19 protein-coding genes are annotated in these 21794 nt (G+C 38.7%); 6 read left to right on the forward strand and 13 right to left on the reverse strand.

All coding sequences use genetic code 11. The annotated features are described in order from the left end of the window. The 3 genes from AE2B122_RS09240 to AE2B122_RS09250 all read right to left on the reverse strand — a co-directional run bounded on the left by AE2B122_RS09240 (window position 1) and on the right by AE2B122_RS09250 (window position 2434). The gene (locus tag AE2B122_RS09240) at window positions 1-849 is read right to left on the reverse strand and encodes a M55 family metallopeptidase (protein WP_175073869.1); all 849 of its coding nucleotides are present in this window, start codon (window positions 847-849) and stop codon (window positions 1-3) included. A gap of 64 nt (window positions 850-913) precedes the next feature. Further along, complete coding sequence (locus AE2B122_RS09245) at window positions 914-1972, reverse strand: M42 family metallopeptidase (protein WP_175073870.1); 1059 nt, start codon at window positions 1970-1972, stop codon at window positions 914-916. Window positions 1973-1987: 15 nt separating this feature from the next. After that, complete coding sequence (locus tag AE2B122_RS09250; protein ID WP_095219885.1) at window positions 1988-2434, reverse strand: Lrp/AsnC family transcriptional regulator; 447 nt, start codon at window positions 2432-2434, stop codon at window positions 1988-1990. A 184-nt stretch (window positions 2435-2618) separates the two neighbouring features. On the opposite strand from AE2B122_RS09250, the gene AE2B122_RS09255 reads away from it, so the two are divergent. From AE2B122_RS09255 to AE2B122_RS09270, 4 genes are all read left to right on the forward strand, one after another. After that, entirely contained in the window at window positions 2619-3749 is a 1131-nt protein-coding gene (locus AE2B122_RS09255; protein WP_175073871.1) for an amidohydrolase, read from the forward strand. A gap of 102 nt (window positions 3750-3851) precedes the next feature. Continuing rightward, entirely contained in the window at window positions 3852-5840 is a 1989-nt protein-coding gene (locus AE2B122_RS09260) for a S9 family peptidase (protein ID WP_175073872.1), read from the forward strand. Window positions 5841-5855: 15 nt separating this feature from the next. After that, window positions 5856-6452, forward strand: a complete 597-nt coding sequence (locus tag AE2B122_RS09265; protein ID WP_256366459.1) for a pyroglutamyl-peptidase I — start codon at window positions 5856-5858, stop codon at window positions 6450-6452. A gap of 211 nt (window positions 6453-6663) precedes the next feature. Next, window positions 6664-8028 (forward strand): sodium-dependent transporter, encoded by a 1365-nt coding sequence (locus tag AE2B122_RS09270; RefSeq protein WP_175073873.1) that lies wholly within the window; start codon window positions 6664-6666, stop codon window positions 8026-8028. 227 nt (window positions 8029-8255) lie between these two features. Here the strand turns inward: AE2B122_RS09270 and AE2B122_RS09275 are convergent, their stop codons facing one another. Together AE2B122_RS09275 and AE2B122_RS09280 are read right to left on the reverse strand one after the other, a co-directional pair. Further along, window positions 8256-8888: a copper homeostasis protein CutC gene (locus tag AE2B122_RS09275; protein WP_175073874.1), complete on the reverse strand. Its 633-nt coding sequence runs from the start codon at window positions 8886-8888 to the stop codon at window positions 8256-8258. Between the two features lie 54 nt (window positions 8889-8942). Continuing rightward, complete coding sequence (locus tag AE2B122_RS09280) at window positions 8943-10043, reverse strand: hypothetical protein (protein ID WP_254593470.1); 1101 nt, start codon at window positions 10041-10043, stop codon at window positions 8943-8945. 273 nt (window positions 10044-10316) lie between these two features. On the opposite strand from AE2B122_RS09280, the gene AE2B122_RS09285 reads away from it, so the two are divergent. Next, a complete protein-coding gene (locus tag AE2B122_RS09285) occupies window positions 10317-10949 on the forward strand; it encodes a LysE family translocator (protein WP_175073875.1) in 633 nt (210 codons plus the stop codon). A gap of 250 nt (window positions 10950-11199) precedes the next feature. Here the strand turns inward: AE2B122_RS09285 and AE2B122_RS09290 are convergent, their stop codons facing one another. From AE2B122_RS09290 to AE2B122_RS09305, 4 genes are all read right to left on the reverse strand, one after another. Further along, on the reverse strand, window positions 11200-12588 hold the full coding sequence (locus AE2B122_RS09290; RefSeq protein ID WP_175073876.1) for a homoserine dehydrogenase: 1389 nt from the start codon (window positions 12586-12588) through the stop codon (window positions 11200-11202). Between the two features lie 66 nt (window positions 12589-12654). After that, the gene (locus AE2B122_RS09295; protein WP_175073877.1) at window positions 12655-13926 is read right to left on the reverse strand and encodes an SLC13 family permease; all 1272 of its coding nucleotides are present in this window, start codon (window positions 13924-13926) and stop codon (window positions 12655-12657) included. An 83-nt stretch (window positions 13927-14009) separates the two neighbouring features. Continuing rightward, window positions 14010-14594: a class II aldolase/adducin family protein gene (locus AE2B122_RS09300; RefSeq protein WP_217468075.1), complete on the reverse strand. Its 585-nt coding sequence runs from the start codon at window positions 14592-14594 to the stop codon at window positions 14010-14012. A gap of 10 nt (window positions 14595-14604) precedes the next feature. Continuing rightward, window positions 14605-15879, reverse strand: coding sequence for a four-carbon acid sugar kinase family protein (locus AE2B122_RS09305; RefSeq protein WP_175073879.1), 1275 nt, complete (start codon window positions 15877-15879; stop codon window positions 14605-14607). A 244-nt stretch (window positions 15880-16123) separates the two neighbouring features. Between AE2B122_RS09305 and AE2B122_RS09310 the strand changes: the two genes are divergently transcribed. Continuing rightward, window positions 16124-16750 carry a GntR family transcriptional regulator gene (locus tag AE2B122_RS09310; protein ID WP_175073880.1) on the forward strand — a complete coding sequence of 209 codons (627 nt, stop codon included), beginning with the start codon at window positions 16124-16126 and terminating at the stop codon, window positions 16748-16750. A gap of 407 nt (window positions 16751-17157) precedes the next feature. Here the strand turns inward: AE2B122_RS09310 and AE2B122_RS09315 are convergent, their stop codons facing one another. The 4 genes from AE2B122_RS09315 to AE2B122_RS09330 form a co-directional block, all read right to left on the reverse strand. After that, window positions 17158-18192: a Gfo/Idh/MocA family protein gene (locus tag AE2B122_RS09315; protein WP_175073881.1), complete on the reverse strand. Its 1035-nt coding sequence runs from the start codon at window positions 18190-18192 to the stop codon at window positions 17158-17160. A 10-nt stretch (window positions 18193-18202) separates the two neighbouring features. After that, window positions 18203-19180 (reverse strand): ABC transporter permease, encoded by a 978-nt coding sequence (locus AE2B122_RS09320; protein ID WP_254593471.1) that lies wholly within the window; start codon window positions 19178-19180, stop codon window positions 18203-18205. Then, window positions 19173-20687, reverse strand: coding sequence for a sugar ABC transporter ATP-binding protein (locus tag AE2B122_RS09325; RefSeq protein ID WP_095219879.1), 1515 nt, complete (start codon window positions 20685-20687; stop codon window positions 19173-19175). The genes AE2B122_RS09320 and AE2B122_RS09325 overlap by 8 nt, the downstream gene beginning before the upstream one ends. Before the next feature lie 78 nt (window positions 20688-20765). After that, the gene (locus AE2B122_RS09330; RefSeq protein WP_371809543.1) at window positions 20766-21740 is read right to left on the reverse strand and encodes a substrate-binding domain-containing protein; all 975 of its coding nucleotides are present in this window, start codon (window positions 21738-21740) and stop codon (window positions 20766-20768) included. Between the last annotated feature and the right edge of the window lie 54 nt (window positions 21741-21794).

The following is a 21794-nucleotide window of genomic DNA, read 5'->3' on the forward strand; positions in this document are numbered from 1 at the left end:
TTACGCATTCACACTGCCAAGTACACCATTTGTCGCTGTCATCGCAATAATCACACAGCCCCACATATGCTTGTATGCTGTGACAACATCATCACAAGTAAAACGAATGCTTCGTGGACCAGTCAGTTCCACTGTAGGAATTGTTGTCGTCATCATGGCTTGCTGCGGCCCTTTAAACTCGATGTTAAAGGTCACAGGTCCTTCCACTGTTTGCGGCTTAAAGCTCTTGATTTCTTTGACTGCTAGTTCTGCTTTTTCGCAGATCTCTTTGCGGGCAACCTCTGGGTGAAGCAGCTCTGCCGCAAACCGATCAACAGCACGTTTGGTTACAGCACCTTTTACATCTGGCAATGTTTCTTGCACCTCTTTTACATACGCATCATCACCACTGATGAAGATTGCTGGTACGTTAAAGCCGCCTGCAACTAGTGTGTTCATTTCCGTCTCACCAACAACTCGGTTATTGATCTTCATTTCATTCACACAGATACCTGCCAGTGTATGGCTAATGACTGTACGTTCTGATCCAGCTTCACGTCCATGATGTCCAACGAACATAATTCCATCGAAGGTGCCATCCAAGCCTTCCAGCTGGCACATGACGCGGTTATTACCAGACACTAGTCTTGCACGTGGATCTAACTCTTCCACCAGTATGTTCGACATATTGCCGTGCCCATCAGCAACAACAACCTCTTTTGCTCCGCCATTATAGGCTCCTTCTATTGTCGCATTCACATCTGCTGTCATAAGCTTTCTAAAACGCTGGTATTCGGAATTTGTTTTTAATTGCTGATTGGTTGCAACACCCGAGATACCTTCCATATCTGCTGAAATAAATATTTTCATAAATACCCACCTTTAAATGACTATTATAAATTTTCTAACTTCTTATCTTAAAAAAATATGTAATTCAGAAAGGAAAACGTGATTGTTCATCGACACTCTTTACAAAGGCTTTTACTATATCCTTCGTTGCGATAAGATCACCCAAGTCGATAAGTTCGATGCTTGAATGTGTGTAACGAGAAGGAATCGATAATACACCTGTTGGAATTCCTTTGTTGGCGTACGTGACTGCACCGCCGTCTGTCCCAATTCCAGTGAACACTTCCAGCTGATAAGGAATATCTTGTTCCTTAGCTAGCTGAACGAGCAGCTTCTTCATTGTTTTCGGGACAATTAAACTTGCATCCATTACCTTAATTCCTGTCCCGTTTCCTAAGCTAAGAGTCTGATCCATCGTTTGCTCAAACGTATCACTTACAGCGGTTGTATCAATTGCGATAGCAACATCTGCATTGATATGTTCTGATGCTGTTTTTGCCCCTCTTAATCCGACTTCTTCCTGGACAGTGAATAAACAAATGAGCTCGCCTGCAAAATCTTGCCCTATTTCTTCTAAAACTTGTAGAATAACGGCGCACCCTGCACGATCATCCAATGACTTGGCACGTATCTTAGGTTTTTCAGAACTTCCGAGGATTTGCAGTTCAGAACCCCAACTGACAGGGGTTCCAACCTCTATGCCCATTTCCAGTACATCTTGAGAAGAACTTGCTCCAACATCTATGTATAGCTGACTATGCTTTCTCACCTTTTGCGCGTCATCAAATTTAGCAAAGTGTGCAGAAAGTGTTCCAATCACCCCATTGATATGCCCCTCTTCGCCTAGTACCTTCACTGGCTGTGCCACAAGGTTCCGGTCATCATTACCGCCCAGCTTTTCAAATCGCAGTAATCCGTTTGCTTCTATCTTTTTTACAATAAAGCCGACTTCATCCATATGAGCTGTTAAAAGAATGCTAGGTCCTGGGCTTGTACCTTTCTTTTTGGTGATGACATTACCAATAGGGTCTATCTCAACTTCATCCACTTTATCCTTTAGATAATCTTTCAGGAAATAACTAACCTCTTGTTCAAAGCCGCTTGGGCCCTGCAAACTAGTTAGTTTCTTTAGTAATCCAATCAAGTTGAGCAGCTCCTTCTATAAATATTCGAACGTATTCTTATAGTTTTCTAATTGGATTATTGTATTGATCTCTGTAATTCCTTCAATACCATCCAGCTTGAGCATACAGTCCTTTATATCTTCCTGGCTTCGGACATTAATTTGAATCAGCAGCTGGTAGTGTCCGCTAGTCATCGTAATATAGCGAACTTCTTTTATCGTGCTCAGTGCTTCTCTTACCTTTTTAATTGTCCCTTGCTTTGTTTTTATTTGAATAATCGCTCCAGCTTTCAAACCAAGGGCGATTGGATTCACAACGCCTACTACTTCAATGATGTTGTGCTGCACTAAGTTTTTGTAACGAAGTCTGATTGTTTTCTCCGTCACTTTTAATTCACTCGCTATTTCTGAAAAAGCTAAGCGGCCATCCTTGGATAACATCCGGATAATACCGCGGTCCAACTCATCAATTTGATACTCCACTATTCTTCCTACTTTCGGACTTTTCTCCTATTATACTCCCCTTTTTGATACATAACCTTACATTGAAGAACATTTACAATATTCAAAAATTGTTTTAATATCGTAATTAGGAATTAGGTATAGAGGGTATTATATTGGATAAATTTTCAGAAATCAATGATAATTTGGATTTTTATGGAGGTTATTGTATGAAGGCCATAACAATGTATCTGGTGTAGATGGAACAGGAAAGACATTTAGCGGTACAACTATTTTAATTAAGGACGGCAAATTCACTTCTATAGGTACATCCAGCATTCCAGATGGATATGAAATTATTGATGCTAGCGGTACATACTTTACTCCAGGATTAATAGATGTACATACCCATTTAGGTGTACATGAAGAAGGAATAGGAAAAGAAGGACATGACTTCAATGAAACAAGCGCCGCAGCCACTCCACAGGTGCGCGCAATTGATGGAATAAACCCACTGGATAGAGGATTTGAAGATGCCAGGCGTTCAGGTGTTACCACAGTCCAAGTTATGCCTGGGAGTGCCAATGTCATTGGCGGAGAAATGTGTGTGTTAAAAACGACAGGGACAATCGTAGATGAAATGGTCATTCGTAATCCTTCAGGTCTAAAAGCTGCAACAGGAGAGAATCCAAAACGGTTCCACGGTGATAAAGGTAGAATGCCGACAACTAGAATGGGAATCGCAGCCATTCTTCGTGAGAAATTTATTGAGGCACAAACATATAAGGAAGATCGCGAAGCAGGAAAAGCAACCAGAAACCTAGGCTTAGAGCATATCGTCAAAGTATTGAATAAAGAAATACCGCTTCGTGTACATGCCCACCGCGCTGATGATATTGTCACTGTTCTACGGTTAAAAAAGGAATTTGAAATTGATTTAACGATTGAGCATTGCACAGAGGGACATCAAATAGCACCGTTCATCGCTAAACACGACATTCGGGTGTCAGTAGGCCCGACAATGACACCTCGCTCAAAAATAGAGCTGGCCGATAAAGGCTGGAATACACTGTTGGCACTAGCAGAAGAATCTGTACCATTCTCCATCACGACCGATCATCCAGTAATTGCTATTGAGCATTTAATGACAAGTGCGATTTTAGCTGTTAAATACGGTCTGCCAGAAGAAGAGGCTCTTAAAGCTATTACACTAAATGCAGCGAAGCATCTAGGTGTAGACGATCGAGTTGGATCAGTTGAAGTTGGCAAGGATGCAATCTTTGTCCTTTGGACCGGCAACCCCTTCGATTTGAGAAACAAAGCAGTCCAAACCTATATAAATGGCGAATTAGTATAAGAGTATGTACAGGTTTCTTAATAAGCCAGGCGGCTTATTTTGAGAAACTTGTCCCATATCACGACAAATAAATAGATGTCCCATGACAGGAGGCAGCAAACTATGACAACAAACGGTCTATCAGCACAATATTTATTAGAATTTTCATTTTTATCGGATCCGCAGCTATCACCTGATGGCAAGTGGGTTGTTTTTGTGAAGCGAGTAATTAACGAGAAAGAAAAATATCAATCGAATCTATTCCTATTGCATGTGGATTCAAAGGAAACCACCCAGTTTACCCAAGGTAATTTCTCAGATGTGCAGCCAAGATGGTCACCTGATGGACGATACATATTCTTTGTGTCTAATCGCTCCGGGAAGCAGCAAATATGGAAAATTGCTTTTAGCGGAGGCGAAGCAAGTCAGGTTACTACGTTTAAAAGAGGTGCTTCTCAGCCTGTTCTGTCATCAGTCGGGAACAAGCTTATCGTTACCGTACCGTTAACCGCATCAGACGATCTGGAAGACAAGGAAGCTAAAAAAGAAAAGACAGAGGAAAAACTAAAGCCATATATCACCACGAACCTGGTGTACAAGTCCGATGCAAAAGGTTTTTCAGATGAAACCTTCGATCATCTCGTATTGATAGATTTGGAAACTGGTACAGCCTCCTTACTAACAAATGGCCAATATGATCATCATTCCCCAGCATTTTCACCTGATGGATTGCATGTAGCATATAGCGCCAACCGTTCAGAGGACCCTGAACAGACATTTTTCTCAGATATTTATCAGCTAGATTTATCTACGAATGATACAGAAAAACTAACGAGCAGCGACAAAAGATTCTACACGCCAAACTACTCCCCAGATGGAGCAAAGCTATCTCTGCTTGGTGATGATTTGGATTACAAAGGAGCCACCCTCACGAGAGTGTGGTCCTTGGATCTTGCAACAAAAGCACTCTCCTGTTTAACGAGTGAATGGGATGTGGAGTGCCATGATGTTGCGATTAATGATATGGGCACAGGTGCTGCAAGTGCTGGCGCCGTCTGGAGCAAAACAAATGACGCCCTATTCTTCTTAGCAAGCGAACTAGGATCCACTAGCTTATACCAAGTGACGTTAGATAAAAACATAAACAAAGTTGTTGGCGGAAAACGCCAGATTTACGCTTTTAGTACAGATAGAAATCAGGAGCGGTTTGTGTACGCCGTCAGTCAATCCGCTACTATTCCTGGCGATTTGTTTGTGTCGACCTTGTCAGACAGTGACGAGCAGCGTTTAACAGCTGTGAACGAGCACTTGCTTCAAACGAAGACACTATCCATTCCTGAGGACTTTCAGTTTAAAGCGAATGATGGAACGGAACTGCAAGGCTGGATTATGAAACCAACAGGCTTCAAGGATGGCGAAACGTATCCACTTGTCCTTGAAATTCATGGCGGTCCGCACGCGATGTACAGCCATGCCTTTATGCACGAGTTTCAGGTGCTTGCTAGTAAAGGTTATGGGGTCCTATACATGAACCCAAGAGGAAGTCATGGCTATGGGCAGCAGTTTGTTGATGCAGTGCGCGGCGACTATGGCGGCATTGACTATGACGATGTGATGGTCGCAGTGGATTATACTTTGGAAAACTACGATTGGATAGATGTCTCCCGCTTAGGTGTCACTGGCGGAAGCTATGGCGGCTTTATGACGAACTGGATTGTCGGCCATACGAATAAGTTTAAAGCGGCAGTTACACAGCGTTCGATTAGTAACTGGCTCAGTTTCTATGGCGTGAGTGATATCGGCTACTTCTTTACCGAATGGGAACACAAAACAACAGTTATGGAGGATCCTGAAGAGCTATGGAGAATTTCTCCGCTTCGTTATGTAAAAGATGTACAAACACCACTGCTCATCTTGCATAGCGAAAACGATTATCGCTGCCCGATTGAACAAGCCGAGCAATTGTACATCATCTTAAAACAACAAAAGAAACCTACACGATTTGTGCGTTTTCCAGAATCAAATCATGAGCTGTCCCGAAGCGGCGATCCAGGTTTACGTATTATTCGTTTGAATGAAATAACGGACTGGTTCGATCAGTATTTGAATTAAAAAGGAGAAGTAAATTTGAACATCTTACTCACTGGGTTTGAAGCTTTTTTGGGGATGACATCCAACCCTACAGAAGTGATTGTCCGCAGCCTGGACGGAGAAACGATAAATGGGAAAAAGATAATCGGCAAGGTTCTTCCAGTCGATTTCACAAAAACGTCCAGCATCATCTTGAAACATATCGACGAATACCAGCCTTCTGCTGTCATTTCTTTAGGACTGGCAGCTGGCAGAAATAGAATTACCCCGGAAAGAATCGCGATAAACTGTATGGACGGAGAACCCGACAATAGTGGAAATCAATATGACGGGCAAAAGATACTAGAAGATGCACCTGATGCTTACTTCTCAACATTGCCAATCAAGAATATGGTAGCAAAACTGCAGAAACATAACCTGCCAGCCAAGATTTCCAACACTGCTGGCACCTATTTATGCAACCAAACGATGTACACCGTCAGACATCACATCGAAACAAATAAGCTGGATATGATTTCAGGATTTGTGCACATACCAGCACATCATGAATTGGCATTAAGCAATCCTAAGCTGCCTTCTTGGTCAGTGAAGGATTTGGAAGAAGCGGTGCGGGTTATTATTGGAGAATTATAGATTCATTTTAGAACTATGAAGTTTGGATAGAGATTTTATTAAAAGATAAGGCTCTCCTGCTAAAGGAGGAGCTTTATTTTACTTGTGCATATACTCGTTATTCAGCTTCCTCTTTGTTATTATGTTATTTTTTAAAATTATCTGTCCATTAATATGTAACTGTGCTACTATACTCCCATTACTATTTTTTGATCTGAATAGGAGTTGCATCATGTCACAAGAACACTGGAAATCTAAAATAGGTTTTATATTGGCAGCTGCTGGTTCTGCCATCGGCTTGGGAGCAATATGGAAATTCCCGTATATCGCAGGTACTGGCGGGGGCGGCGCATTCTTTCTAATCTTTTTACTTTTTACTGTTATACTTGGCGCGCCGCTTTTGATAGGGGAGTTTATCATTGGCCGCAGAACAAAGCTTGATGCTGTATCTGCTTATCAAAAGATTGCACCTGGGTCATTCTGGACTGTCATCGGCAGACTTGGTGTCGTCACATGCTTTATTTTATTATCCTTTTACAGCGTTATTGGCGGCTGGATTATTATTTATCTATTTGAAGCAATCCGCGGCAGCCTTGATGGACTATCACAGGATGGGTATGGCACGTTGTTTAACGATATCATCGCAAACCCTGGCCCAACACTCTTCGCTCAATTTCTATTTATGCTGATTGCCATCCTTGTGGTTGCTAAGGGTGTGCAAAAAGGAATTGAAGTAACAAGTAAAATCATGATGCCGGCACTATTTCTTTTATTCCTTGTCTTAGTCATTCGCTCTGTCAGCTTGGATGGCTCAATGGAAGGCATCAAGTTCTTGCTGGTTCCCGATTTTTCCAACCTGACATCGGAGTCGGTGTTGTTCGCACTTGGGCAAGCATTTTTCACCCTATCCGTCGGTGTATCCGTTATGGTTACGTATGCTTCCTATTTGCCAAAAACACAGCATCTGCCGCAAGCGGCATTTTCTATCATTATTATTAATATTTTTGTAGCGCTTTTAGCAGGTTTAGCTATTTTCCCAGGAGTCTTCTCCTTCGGAATGGAACCAGATGCTGGTCCGGTACTAATATTTGCTGTCTTGCCAGCAGTATTCAGCAACATGCAATTTGGTACTTTATTCTTTATCATCTTCCTGCTATTATTCTTATTTGCAGCTTTAACCTCAGCCTTCTCTATGCTGGAGATCTTTGTGGCTGCCACGACAAAAAAAGACAACACCAAGCGCACAAAACGATCATGGCAGCTCGGGATGATGATTTTCTTGGTCGGAATTCCATCCTGCCTGTCATATGGTGTGCTGTCTGACTTCCTACTATTCGACAAGACGATATTTGACTTATTTGATTACACGGTTAGTAATATTTTGATGCCATTGGGTGCATTGCTTATTTCACTCTTTATTCCACTAAGAATGAGCAAAAGTATGCTTTACGAAGAGATGGCACTTGGATCAAATGTTGGTAAGGTATTCTTTCATATCTGGTATTATGTATTAAAATATGTCACGCCAATCGCTATCATTATTGTCTTTTTAGATGTGCTTGGGCTTTGGGATTTTATTTTTGGCTTATTTTCATAAGTGGATAATAGTTGAGAGGACGTAGGTTTACGTCCTCTTTGTTTATGTATCCAATTACCCAATCTAAGCCAAAACGAAGAGGATTGGTATGTCTATATGTTTGGTGATCCACTTCATAAGAAACAGAGCCCATCTGCTTTCACAGAAAAGGCCCGTCCATTTCACAAGGTCTGATTATTTATTAATTTATCTTTTAGAGGTATCATTCTTAGAGTCTCGTGTCGTGCTCAATCAGCTATTTTTGTCCCGTGAACTTCTCTAACATTCAGTTCAGATGTGACTAATTCAAGATTTTTATTTGAGATTCCTCCCCCAGGAAGGATAATGATCCTGTCATTTGCATGCTCAATATATTCATTCAATCTGACTAGGTTATCTTCAATCTTCGTATCTAGCGGACCTCCATGGGTAAGGATTCGATGCACCCCGCGTTCCACCAGCCAATCAATCGCTTTAAGCTGATTTTTGGGGCTTATATGGTCAAACGCCATATGAAAGGTTACTTCTAGTCCTTTTGCTAAATCTAATAAGCTGATCATAGCGTCTTCATCAATCCAACCAGTGTCAGTTAAACAACCCAGTACCACTCCATCTGTACCTAATGTTTTCAAATGCACAAGATCCCGCTTCATCATGTCCACTTCTTCTTTACTAAAAACAAAATTTCCGCCTCTTGGCCTTATCATGCTCATAACCTTAATGTTTTTGCTGTGGCAATAGGTAATCGTCACATCCGCTACACCGTGACTGACTGTGGTACCTCCCGCTGCAAGGTTGTCACACAGTTCAATTCTGTCAGCACCTTTAGCAATTAATTGAGGGACATTCGTGAAATTCTCTACACAGACTTCTTTAAGCATATGTATATCCACCTTACTTATAGTATGGCTCGCTGTCATTCTATCGTACTATTACTATTGGTAATTAACAAACGCAGGTGCAGGATCTAGTTCCAGAACCTCTTCCGGTGTCATGACAGGTTCGTCTTTCTGATAAAACACCTTGAACCCCCCATATTGGATAGGCTGATTATGTACAAGCTGATGATAACCTGATCGTTTTAAAGCTGCAATGCCATGGCCGTCATTATTCAGCACCACTTCCACGTTTTCTGTTGGATGGATAGCTTCTTTGTTGTTGATGATGATGTCTGCAAATTGGTGGACGACGACAACCTTGTCAGGAAGTCCACTCTCAGATGCTAGATTGGATACATAATCAATAGCTTCTTGTACATTCTCGCCATCGACATGCCCCAAATCTTCTCCGGGAACTTGCCCCTCTTTCACATGAAATTCCGTATCAATAGCTAAGTGAACATAAGGTAATTTCAAATATTTTTCCAATGACTTTACTTGATTCATGATATTATCTTGGCCTAATTGCACATCAAGGATCAGCAGCGCATCGTTCTCTTCGGCTAACTTCGCATATTTTTCGATATCCTCGTCAGCTGTCGCATGCATATAAAGACCATCCTCCCCAGGATTTCGCTGGGCAACCGTAGCGATTAATTCGATGGCCGGTATAGCTGGTCTATCAGGGTCCAGTTCAGAATAAGCCTTGGTTTGGTCCTTCAATTTCTCCATTAATTCTTCCGGACTGTACTCTCCCAAAATCCCCATGCTAGTAGAATCAGGATGTCCATAATAAGAAACGATTCTATTTTTCTGAAGCGGTCCTTCTGTTCCATCTTCCGTACCTTTTTCCAAGGTTTGACCTAAAGGAACGCTCCTCTCCGTATCATCCCCATGCGCCTCTGTTATTGGCATTTCCGCCAGCTGTGTTTCCGTATAATGACTTTTCAGCGGTTGGGCTGCCTCAGAAGGTTTAATAGCTTGATAGCTTGGCTGAGACGCAGGTTCCGAAGTTGCCGCCTGCTCATCCGAGCTCACTTCTGACTTTTCTTTTGACTTCGGCTCTTGGTCTTGTGAAGTTGCATCTTGCGAACAGCCCGCTAACAGTAAAGCCGGAATGACTGCAAGGCTAGCACCTGCCATAATTAGTTTTTTCACTTTATCCCACCTGTAGTTTAAGAGTATTTCATATGTTGAAAGAGTGGTTCTGCATCAAACAAATGAATAGTATAAATCTAACATAAATTAAAAGCCGCTTATTGTACTTACCACCAAGAAAATTTAGATAAACCTTCGACGAGAGTCCTCCATCTCAAATCGACTTAGCGAATTCATTTACTTATGGTACGGTACAGAAATCTACTATCGTCATACTAAGTTATGCTATATTAACAAGGGCACCTTAAAATCAGAGAGAGGTGCATTAACAGTATGTATGGTGTAATTCATTTTGAAGTATTTTTACTAACAGGAATTTTGTTAAACTTAATCCCTGGTGCGGACACAATTTACATTGTAGGAAGAAGTGTATCACAAGGAAGAACAGCTGGAATATATTCTGTATTAGGTATAATAACAGGTTCTTTAATGCACACCTTGTTTGTAGCGTTTGGTTTATCAATGATTCTAGTGAAATCTGTCTACTTATTTAATGCCATTAAATTTATTGGTGTCATTTATTTGATGTATTTAGGTATTCGCATGCTGCTTGATAAATCCAACCTTGCATTTCAGACAGGTGCATCTGACCAGCTGAATAAACAGAAGATATACATGCAAGGACTTTTGACGAGTCTTACTAATCCAAAGGTATCGTTGTTTTTTATTGCGTTCCTTCCACAATTTATAGAACCAAATGCTTCGAGTCCTATCCCATTTTTAATATTGGGATTAACATTTACAACCACTGGTTTTTTGTGGTGCTTATTCGTCGCTTATTTTTCTTCTTATGTTACAAAGACGCTAAGAGGAAATAACAAAATTGGACTAATCTTAAACAAAGTTACTGGAGTAATTTTTATAGGTATGGGAATTAAACTCCTGCAAATAAAAGCTCCTAACTGAATTAACTACTTAAATAACCAATGCCCCCTTTTAAAATTTTTGTTAAGTGTGGTTACTGTATAAAAGAAGCCCATCAGAGGAACCTCTGATGGGCTTTTCACTTTTAAGCAAAGTAGAAAGCTTCATTCACTTGTGGTACGGTTCATCATACCTGCTTATAAGCCAAACTAATACTAATTCTTGAATTTAAAAAGACCGGCACCTCCGATCTAATCGGAGTGCCGGTCTTTATTTTGTCTAGTAACAAATCTCAGAAGGATTTTATCCCAACTTCTAACGATAATCCTTTTTGATATACTTTAAATGTATTTTTTTGCGTCGAATTAACTTCAATATCTTCGAAACCTATTACCTCACCTTTATTAACATCATTTTTTAGTGTTATATTATTTAATAAATAGAATGGGACGGCATCTTTCGCTTCATTTATTTCAAATAACTGTGGCTTTACATCTTTTATTTCATGATGATGGCCATATACTGTAAAAGTATGTCCTGCCTTTATATCCTCCTCAGCAACACCTGCCATAACGGAAACTTGTCGCGTATCATTACGCGTTCCTACTCCTAGGCGTTCTCCGAGTACAATTGATAATGGTGCTTCCAGCCCCATCATGTGGTATGGCTGATAAATACAGCCGTATTTTCCATTCTTACTAATAACGTGACCTTTACCTCTTAATAAATCAACCATAATTTCGTTGTTAAGCTCAAATACTATAAAAACACCACCAGCGAAACTAGGTTCATTCTTTTCTCTTAATTGATAGAAAACATCTACTACTCCAGAACGATCTAATATCCCGCCATCTTCTTTAGGTACAAAAATATCAGCTAATTCATTAACTTTTGCGATTGGATAATTAAGCCCAGGTGCTGCTGGTAATAAACCAGTAACATTAGATACTAAATTTATTTCACAAACATCTGCAGCAATTGTTCCAGTAAGTTCTTTTAAAGATTCAAATCTTTGCTGCAGCGTACTTGTATCTTCATATTCCCAAGCATTCATTATCTCTGGCTTATCATGATATACTTCTTTTCCATCTGTATAGGTGAGTTTTCCAGAGTCTCTATCAAATACAAAATCATATTCACTTGATTTACCAGCTGCTACAATGTTTAGACCGAGCAGCTTTCCCCAAGAATATAAATCTACTAAATTACGAGGCTGGTCTCCATTTACCAGCGCATAAACAGTGTCATTTTCATGTGCTAATTGGTTAAAATAAGTTCCGCTGAAACTATCCGTTTCCTTAGAAACCATATAAACATTGATTCCATTTGTTAATGCATTTTCCGCAATGTAAGTTCCAACATCCATGTTTCCAGTTGCCTCTAATACAGCCGATATACCTGATTCCAGAACCAACTTGTAATCATCAACAACAATTAATGCACTTTCATCCGCACGCTTCATTTCCTCTGCATTATGACAGATTACGATCTTCTCCTTGTTGTATCCGCTTTCAATTAATGCATTATAACTCGCATCAATATCAATTGAACAAACGATACGAATATCAATCTGATCCACATTTTTCAGTTGAACTAACGACGTATAACCAAATCCTTGAGAAGCTCCAACGATACCCAGCTTAATCTTTTTATCATAATCAAGTAACTTCGTGTAATCCATTACTTTCTACCTCCGATTTATTTATATTTCCCAACACTTTTAACTTTACCGATATCATTCCACATCTTAGAAAAATGCTACATATACGATCCACGCAACGAGTGGGCCGGCAGCAATGATAAAGATGGAGGCTTTTAACAAGTGACCATAAAATGTTGTTTTTGCTTCACCTTGCGCATTGGCTACAAAAATTGCTCCTGTAGTGGAGAACGGGCAGATATCAACGATACTGGAAGCGATACAAACAGCTGCAACTGCCCCCATAACCCAGATATCTCCAGTAGCTAACATTGGAATTAATAAAGGAACTACAGCACCAAGGAAACCTGTCGTTGATACAAAAGCAGAAATAATACCGCCAATATAACATGTCACCAATATAGCCAATAACGGATTATCTACCTCTGAAACTAAGTGTGTGATGTAATCGGTTACACCAATTTGCTCCAAAACTCCAACATACGTCACGATACCAGAAACCATTAGGATGATGCTCCATGGAATTTTACTAACAATCTCTTTTTGTCGAGAAGGATTAAATAATGCAAGTATAAGACCAAGCGTTAATCCCGCAAAGCCCATATTCATTTCAAAGACCATACCCAGAGTGATTAAAGCTCCTAATGCTAATAAAGAAACGATGCGATACGGTGTAACTTCAATAGTTGGATTCAAAATTGCTTGTAATTCTGCATTATCTTCAGAAATTTCACTTGTCTGATCTGCTTTTCTTCTCTTAAATCCACCAAAGATGAGAAATGTAAGGAAAGCTAATCCTACTGCAAATAGTGTAGAAAGTAAGTATAGTGTATTGGCATTAAATGAAATTCCACTCTCTTCGACTACCCCGCGAACGATGATACCCATAACGTTTAATGGTGAGAAGATTCCCCCAACCATCCCCCAGGCAACCATCAAGGACATTCCTAACTGATTAAAACCAATCTTATGTGCCAAGCGTAAAGCTATTGGAGCTACAATGATAATAGCTGCAGTTCCCTGCGTTCCAATACTCGTGAGTAGTAATTCGAGTAAGAACATAATCCAAGGAATTAGCATTCTTCTTCCTTTTACCAATTTCAATGAAGAAGCGGTAATTAAATCGATCGTTCCATTATCTTGCAAGATACCAAAGAAATAAGTAACTCCTGTCAAAATAATAAATAAGTTTACTGGAAATTCACCAAAGATCTCATCTTCCGTTACACCAGTAATCGTTGCTAAAATAAATGCAGCAACGAAACCAAGTATCCCCATATTAATTGGCAGTTTTGCATTGATAATAAACATTAATAGTAATGCAGCTACTGAAATAATTGTTAACGTTTCAATCCCCATATTTATTTCCCCTCAAGTTCGTTATATTTTCACCAAACTCAGTGAAACATCAATAAAGTAAAACCTATCAGTCTAACAACTTCTTAATCTGTTGTTTTAAGTAAATATGCATTTGTTGAAGCTTCTTCTAATTCCTCTATCGCATAAAAAGCTTCTAACATCGATTTATCAGCTAGAATTGGACCATGGTTTTCAAGTAAATAACAATTTGTTTCTTTTAACGAATTTCTAAATGCTTGGAATAGTTCTTCTGTTCCTGGAGGGGCATATGGAACAAATCCTACCTCTCCAACCTTCATTTTTAAATACGGAGTAGGCGTCGGTATTAAATCTGATACGCCATCCCATTTTTGACAAGACCAATACGTTGCGTAAGTACTGTGCGTGTGAATTACTGCTTCAGCCGATTTGTCTTTTTGAAATAATGCTAAATGTAATGGCCACTCTTTACTTGGTTTAATTCCATTTAATACTGTTCCATCCATCGATAAGACGGCAAAGTCATCTTCGACTAACCTCCCAAAACAAGACCCGCTTCTCGTTACGTAAATCTTATCCTCATATCTGAAGCTCAAATTCGCAGCAGAACCGCTTACTTTGCCTCTGGAGAATAAACTCTGACCGACCCAAATGGCATCATTCATCATGTTGTTTAATTTATCTTCCACTGCCATCCCCTCAATTCATCTTATTTAATGCTTCTACAAAAAAGTTCACTCCGCCAAAATTCCCGGATTTTAAAACAACTTTCAGATTCTGATTATGATCTGGTATCAAAACAGGCACTCCTGGACTGATAACATCTCCGATATAAAAGCTATTAGGATTCATAACTTTTACTACAGCTCCGGATGTTTCGCCCCCTGCAACTACTAAATTATTAATTCCTTTTTCTATTGCATACTCCCCAGCAAATGACAATACTTTTTCCACAAGAGTACCCACTTTATTATGAATCTCTGGATCATCATCTTTATTTTTTTGACTATAGATGATAAATACTTTTTCTATATTTTCATCAATAAAATCCATAATTTCTTTTTTCACTGTGTCAAAAGAGCTTAGTAATTCTTTTGATTGGATTAAATAACCCGCATAGCCTTCATCTATAAAGCTGCCTATCTGCTTCTGAGTAGCTTGAGATAAACTACCAGCTAATACCCCGCCTTTAATTGTTGCTGCTGCATTTCTATTAGCAGAATAATCTGCAGGGACAATGTCTTTTCCAGAATTGACTGAAGCTTTATATAACCAGGCTGGCAGTGCAGAAGAGCCACTGAACAACTTTGTATCTTTAAATAATTCAGCGATTATTTGCCCGTGTTCATCTTTAAAATAATCAACAGCAAGATAAAACTTTTCATTTTCTTTAGCTTTTTCTTCTATATACCTATCAAAAGATTTTGTATTTGATAAAAAGTTCTCCATCTGAGAGATCGTTAATTTAAATACTTTATATTTACTCTGTCTTTCCATTAAGATCTTCAAATCACTTTCATCCATCGGATTTAGTGGATGAAATCTCATATGTGTTTGGTTAATTGGTAAACCATCTACGTATAAGATTCCACCTTCCACTTTTCGATCATTTACTGGTAAGGCTGGAGAAATAAGCGTATATTTTAGATTCATTTTTTCCAATAAATAATCTAATACTGGGCCAATATTTCCGTCAGCTGTAGAATCAAATGTCGAACCATATTTAAAATAAATCATTTCAGTACCAATTTTATTCAAAAATTCGTACGCCTTATTTACCTCACTAATTGCTTCCTCTTTAGAAACACTTCTTGTCTTTAACGCAATCACAACAACATCGATATTTCCATCAAGTTCAAAATCTTCTTTAGGAACACCATTAATTAAAATACAATTTGCATCCTCTAACTTTAAGAACGAGGCAGCATCTCCAGCGCCTGTAAAATCATCAGCAATAATACCAACATTAATCAATTTCCCATCACCCCAGTCAATTACTATTCATGTAATATACCTTGTGTATACACAGAATATACATGTATAATACCAACAAGGTTTAAGAATGTAAACCCTTTCTTGATTTGCACAGTCATGTTTTTTAAAAGTTTGCAAATCTCTTGCCCGACCGAATTCAAAGTTCGTTTTTATAAATTATGTAAAATATGATACAATTAGATGACCGTATTTTGAGGTTAACAATTAGATTTGGGTGAACAGGATGACACAAAGCTTAAAGCAAAAAGTTTATACATTATTGAAAAATAAAATTCTAAATAATGAACTTAGCGAGGGTGAATACTTAGAGGAAACTAAGTTAGCTGAGCTTTTTGGTGTAAGTAGAACGCCAGTGAGAGAAGCAATAAACGCTTTGGAAAATGAAAATTTAGTGCAAATTATTCCTAAAAAAGGAACATTCGTTACTACCTTAAACACTCAAATCATTAAAGAATTGTTCCAAGCAAGACATATTGTTGAACCTGTTGCATTTGAACTGGCCTTTCCTCATCTAGATTCCGAAATATTATTAAAATATAAAAGTGAATTCAGCATTAACATTGAGAATAAAGATTATAAAAAGCTTCACCAGTTGGACTATGAATTTCACAATTATATAAATTCAATGTGTCGTAACAGGTACCTTATAAAATTCTTAAGCGGTATTTCTGATGACTTTCAGCGGGTTCGCACCCAAGACTTCTATACCGAAAAAAGAACGCTTGGCGGAGCAGAAGAACACCTTATGTTTATTGATCAAATAATTGAAGGTAATATTGACATCGCTTTAACTCAGCTAAAAGAGCACATCTCAAATACTGAGAAGTATTATTTTCAAAGCTTATACTAACTGCTAAATCAGTATTCAGACCCTTCATTGTGGATGCTAATACATACTAAACCCCTGAGAAGAGTATTATTTTGTATCATATGAATAATGGGTTCCTATAACTGGTATCAATTTATTGATTACAGAAAAATACTCTAAAAGTTATAATGACATTCACAAAAAAAAGAAGACCTAAATCCTTTTAAAACAAAAAAGGTTTGGGTCTTCTTACATTTCATTCTTCTAATGTTTCCAAATCTCTTGAGAACCTCATTTACTTATAGTACGGTTCCCCTTGATATCTCTAAATGAGGATTTTTCTAAGAGTTAAATGCCCATATACGTATTTAAATTCTTATTAAAACTCAATTTTCTAACCTATTCACAATTTAACTATTAAATTAATTATCATGAAAGAGAAATATAATTTAAATAGTAACAACCCGATTTGTTTCTGCAGCTTCTAAAATGCCCAAAATAACCTTTAATGAGGATAATACGTCATCTCCCGATACCAGTGGGGCTTGATCGAGACGCACACATTCAATAAACGCATCTATCACAAAACTACTCGTTTGTTTACTATTGGTTTGGATACTTTCAAGTTGATAATGTATCTTCTCTCCATTTTCTCTTATTACTTCTAATTGGTAGGATTCATTTTGATAAATCTTTACTATTCCCTTTTCACAATAGATAGTTGTACTATTATCTTCTTCTCCGTAATACGTCCATGAAAAGGAAGCTGTACCTATGCGGCCTTTTTTTGTCTTTAAGCTGCAGACAATATTATCACACACTTCAATGGGCTCTCCATACTCATCCACTTTGTCCAGAGCACCTTGAAAAGCACTGACTTGCTCGATTTCATCCTCTAAGATGTAATGGATTAAATCCACCTTATGAATGCCTAAATCTCCGGCCACCCCAAGTCCGGACCTCTCTTTCTTAAAAAACCATGTAGAGTTTGATTTATTTGTCCCCCATTGTTCGGGTCCAGAATGTCCAAAGGTTGTCTTAAAAGTTAGTACTTTTCCAAGTTCTCCATTACTGATAATTTCTTTTGCCTTTTGATGCGCACGATTAAATCGCTGGTTGTGATCAATCATTAATTTCTTTCCAGTTTTCTTCTGGGCTGCCACTATTTCATTAGCATGCTCAATAGTTAAAGAAATTGGCTTTTCACATAAGACATGCTTGCCACTTAGTAGTGCATTGGTAGAATAAATATGATGATATTCATTAGTCGAACAATCACTAATTCCTTCAATAGCAGGATCGGCATATAGCTCTTCCACTGATTGAACAACTCTCCCGCCAAATTCATTTGCAAGCTCTATCGCACGATCTGCATTCCGATCGAAAAAAACAATCTCATCCACATACGGATTAGCTTTATATTCAGGGGCATGGCGTAATTTAGTGATCGATCCACACCCGATAATTCCCACTTTTATGCCCATAGCAATCCCCCTACTCTCTCTTTTGGAATACTACTGCAATAATAATGATCAAGCCTTTAACAAACCCTTGAAGATGCGGGGATACGTTCATTAAATTCATCATATTATTTAGAATCCCTAAGATGAGCACTCCAAAAAATGTACCTATGATTTTTCCGCGTCCACCAGTCATTCTTGTGCCACCAATTATGACAGCAGCAATTGCATCTAGTTCATATTGGACGCCTGAACTAGAAGAAGAAATAGAGTTCAGTCGAGATGTTTCAATAATAGCTGCTATACTCACGAGTAAGCCTGCCAAGCTATAGACACCAATTTTTATCCGATCTACCCGAATGGCTGAAAGAAGGGCAGCTTTCTCATTACTTCCTATGGCGTATACATGACGTCCGAAACGTGTTTTATGCATTAAAATATAAACAAGTACCGTCATAATCAGGAAGATAATAATGGGATAATCAAAAATCCATAAATTGTTATTAGCAATGGCAGTGAACCCTGAAACTTCACCAGAAATACTGCCACCTTCCGCAATATATAAGGCAATAGAGCGGGCAGCCGCCATCATTCCGAGGGTCGCAATGAAAGACGCAATCCTTCCTTTAGCCACCATTATTCCATTTAAGAAACCTGCAATTGATCCAACTATAAATGCCGTTAATACGGCAATCCAAATACTGCCTGTGGCATTTAATGCTAAAACCGTGACAACACCGACCAATACAAGCACAGAGCCCACTGAAAGGTCGATACCACCTGACAACATGACAACAGTCATACCTAAAGCTACTATTCCAATAATAGATACTTGCATTAATATATTGAGCTGGTTATTCATATCTAGAAATCTAGGACTCAAAACTGATGCTGCAATAAAAATAATAATGAAGGCAATGATGACGCTATACTCAGACCACAGCCACGAGAGCTTGCCTTTTATAGGAGAGATTTGCGGCTTTTGTTCTTTGAGACTATTCGTATCAGCCAATTTCATTTGCCTCCCTTTTTGAGCCAGTTGCATAACTCATTATTTCGTCTTCTGTAACTTCTTCTCCCTTAAAACTTGCTGTTATTTCGCCTTGAAACATCACATAGATTTGATGGCATATCTTAAGTATTTCAGGTGCTTCTGAAGATAAAATAACAACAGCCTTGCCCTGTTCGGCTAAAGAGACGATTTGATGATATATTTCTTGTTTTGCACCAATATCAATTCCTTGTGTTGGATTATCAAAAATAATAATGTCGGTATCAACCTCCAGCCATTTAGCAATAATGACTTTTTGTTGGTTTCCGCCGCTTAACTTGTCGATTGTAACGCGTGGATTGTGTACTTTTATATTCAACTTTTCCTTATAGTACTGAAATCTTTCTTTTTCCAGTTTATCTTGGATAAAAGCCATTCTCTCAAAGTGTCCGATAGATGATAAACTCATATTATGAATAACGCTTAGATCTTTAATAATTGCATTTTCCTTTCGATCCTTCGGCACAAGTCCTAATCCTGCTTTTACTGCTTTACGTGGATGATCTATTTTTGTCAGCTGATTATTTATTTTAATGTCACCAGTGTATGTTTTTCGATAACCAAATAAGCTTTCAAAAAGCTCCGTTCTCCCATCGCCTGCTAAGCCAGTAAAGCCTGCTATCTCGCCTTTTTTTAGAGTAAAGCTAATGTTGCTGAAAGACCCAGGACTTGATAAGTTATTTACTTCTAACACTTCTGAACCAAAGGTATGTTTTTGAATTAATCGCTCTTGGGAAATAGATTTGCCAACCATAAGTTTAGTTATCGTATCTAAATTCTCCTCTTCCATACTCCCATTACCAACAAGCTCGCCATCACGAAGCACTGTATATCTGTCACAAACTTCCTTGATTTCTTTTAATTTATGAGAGATATAAATAATAGACACACCAGATTGCTTTAAGTTATTCATCAATCCAAATAATCGTTTCACTTCATGATCTGCTAAAGAAGTTGTAGGTTCATCCATAATAATCAGTTTGGATTTGTGTAATAGTGCTTTGGATATCTCAATTAATTGCTTGTAGGAGGTTTCTAGATTTCTAACATATTCCTTTGGATCGATATCTACGCCAAGCTTTGCTAGTATTTCATTTGTTTTTTGACACATCTCATCTACCTTTAGAAATCCGTATCTAGTGCGAATTTCTGAACCCAAAAACATATTTTCGTAGACTCTTAGATCGGACACGACATTAAGCTCTTGATGGATAAAACTAATACCATATTCTTGGGCAGCCCTTGGATTCGTTATTTTTACTTCTTCACCATTAATTTGTATAGAGCCATTATCAAATGGATGGACGCCGCCTAAGATATTCATCAGTGTAGATTTACCTGCACCATTTTCTCCTAAGAGTGCATGTATCTCACCCTGTGCAACATGAAAAGTCACCTTTTTTAACACTGATACTCCGTTAAATGATTTATCAATATTGTTCATTGTCATGAAAGGACTTGTAGTCATGGCGTAGATTATCCCTCCCTTAAAAGAAAATAGGAAATACAATCATTACTCACCATCATTGTATTTCCTATCAACTATTTAGAATTTAGAATCTGGATCATAGAACTCATCAACATTATCTTTTGTAACTTGAGTAGCCTCTTTTACTACCATTGATTCCGCAGGATCATTTCCTTTAGCAATGTCTGCTGCAATTTTCACTGCGTCCTCCACCATCGTAGGAGAATATAGAAAAGTTGCTGTAATTAAGCCCTCTGCTTGGATATCTTCAAATACAGCCTTTCCACCACCCGCACCTGTTACAAATTGTATATCTGTACGGCCAGCTTCTTTGATAGCTTGGATAACACCAAGTGCCATTCCATCATCCTGTGTAAACACAGCGTCAATTTGAGGATTTGCCTGTAAAATATTCTGCATAACTTCTAGAGATTTTTCGGTTGAGAAATCTCCGCTTTGCGAAGCAATGACTTCAATATCTGAACTTTCCATTGCTTCTTTAAAGCCTGCACCTCGTTGCTCTGTAACAGAACTTGGCGGTCCAGTGATTTCAACCACCTTCCCTTTTCCTTCTAACTTTTCGACAAAGTACTTGCCTGCATTGACACCAATTCCTTCATTATCACCTTTAACTACTACAGTAGCCGCGTCATTTTCAAGCTCGCGGTCAACAATGACTAACGGAATCCCTGCATCCTTGATTTTTTGCCCTACAGGAGAAAGTGCCGCCGATTCAATAGGAAGCATTACAATAACATCCACATCTTGAGCAATTAAATCATCAACATCATTAGCTTGCTTGTTTGGATCAGCAGCATTTGTCATCACATACTCGATACCATCACTGTCCTTCAGTGCCTTTGCCTGCTTTTCAGCACTATCAATTAACGCTCCCATCCAACCATGTGTTGCAGATGGTAAGGAAATACCGATTTTTAGTGTGTCATCCTCTTCTGTGCTATTAGAACTCCCAGTATCACTGTTACATGCAACCAAACCAAAGATTGTTACGAAAGCTAACATGGAGACCAGCCATTTTTTCAAATCTTTCACCCCTTTGTTTTTTGAAAAAACGCTCCTTATACGTGATTTGTAATCGGTTACATT

It is taken from the genome of Terribacillus sp. AE2B 122 (genome assembly GCF_902497585.1).
GTDB lineage: Bacteria > Bacillota > Bacilli > Bacillales > Amphibacillaceae > Terribacillus > Terribacillus saccharophilus_A.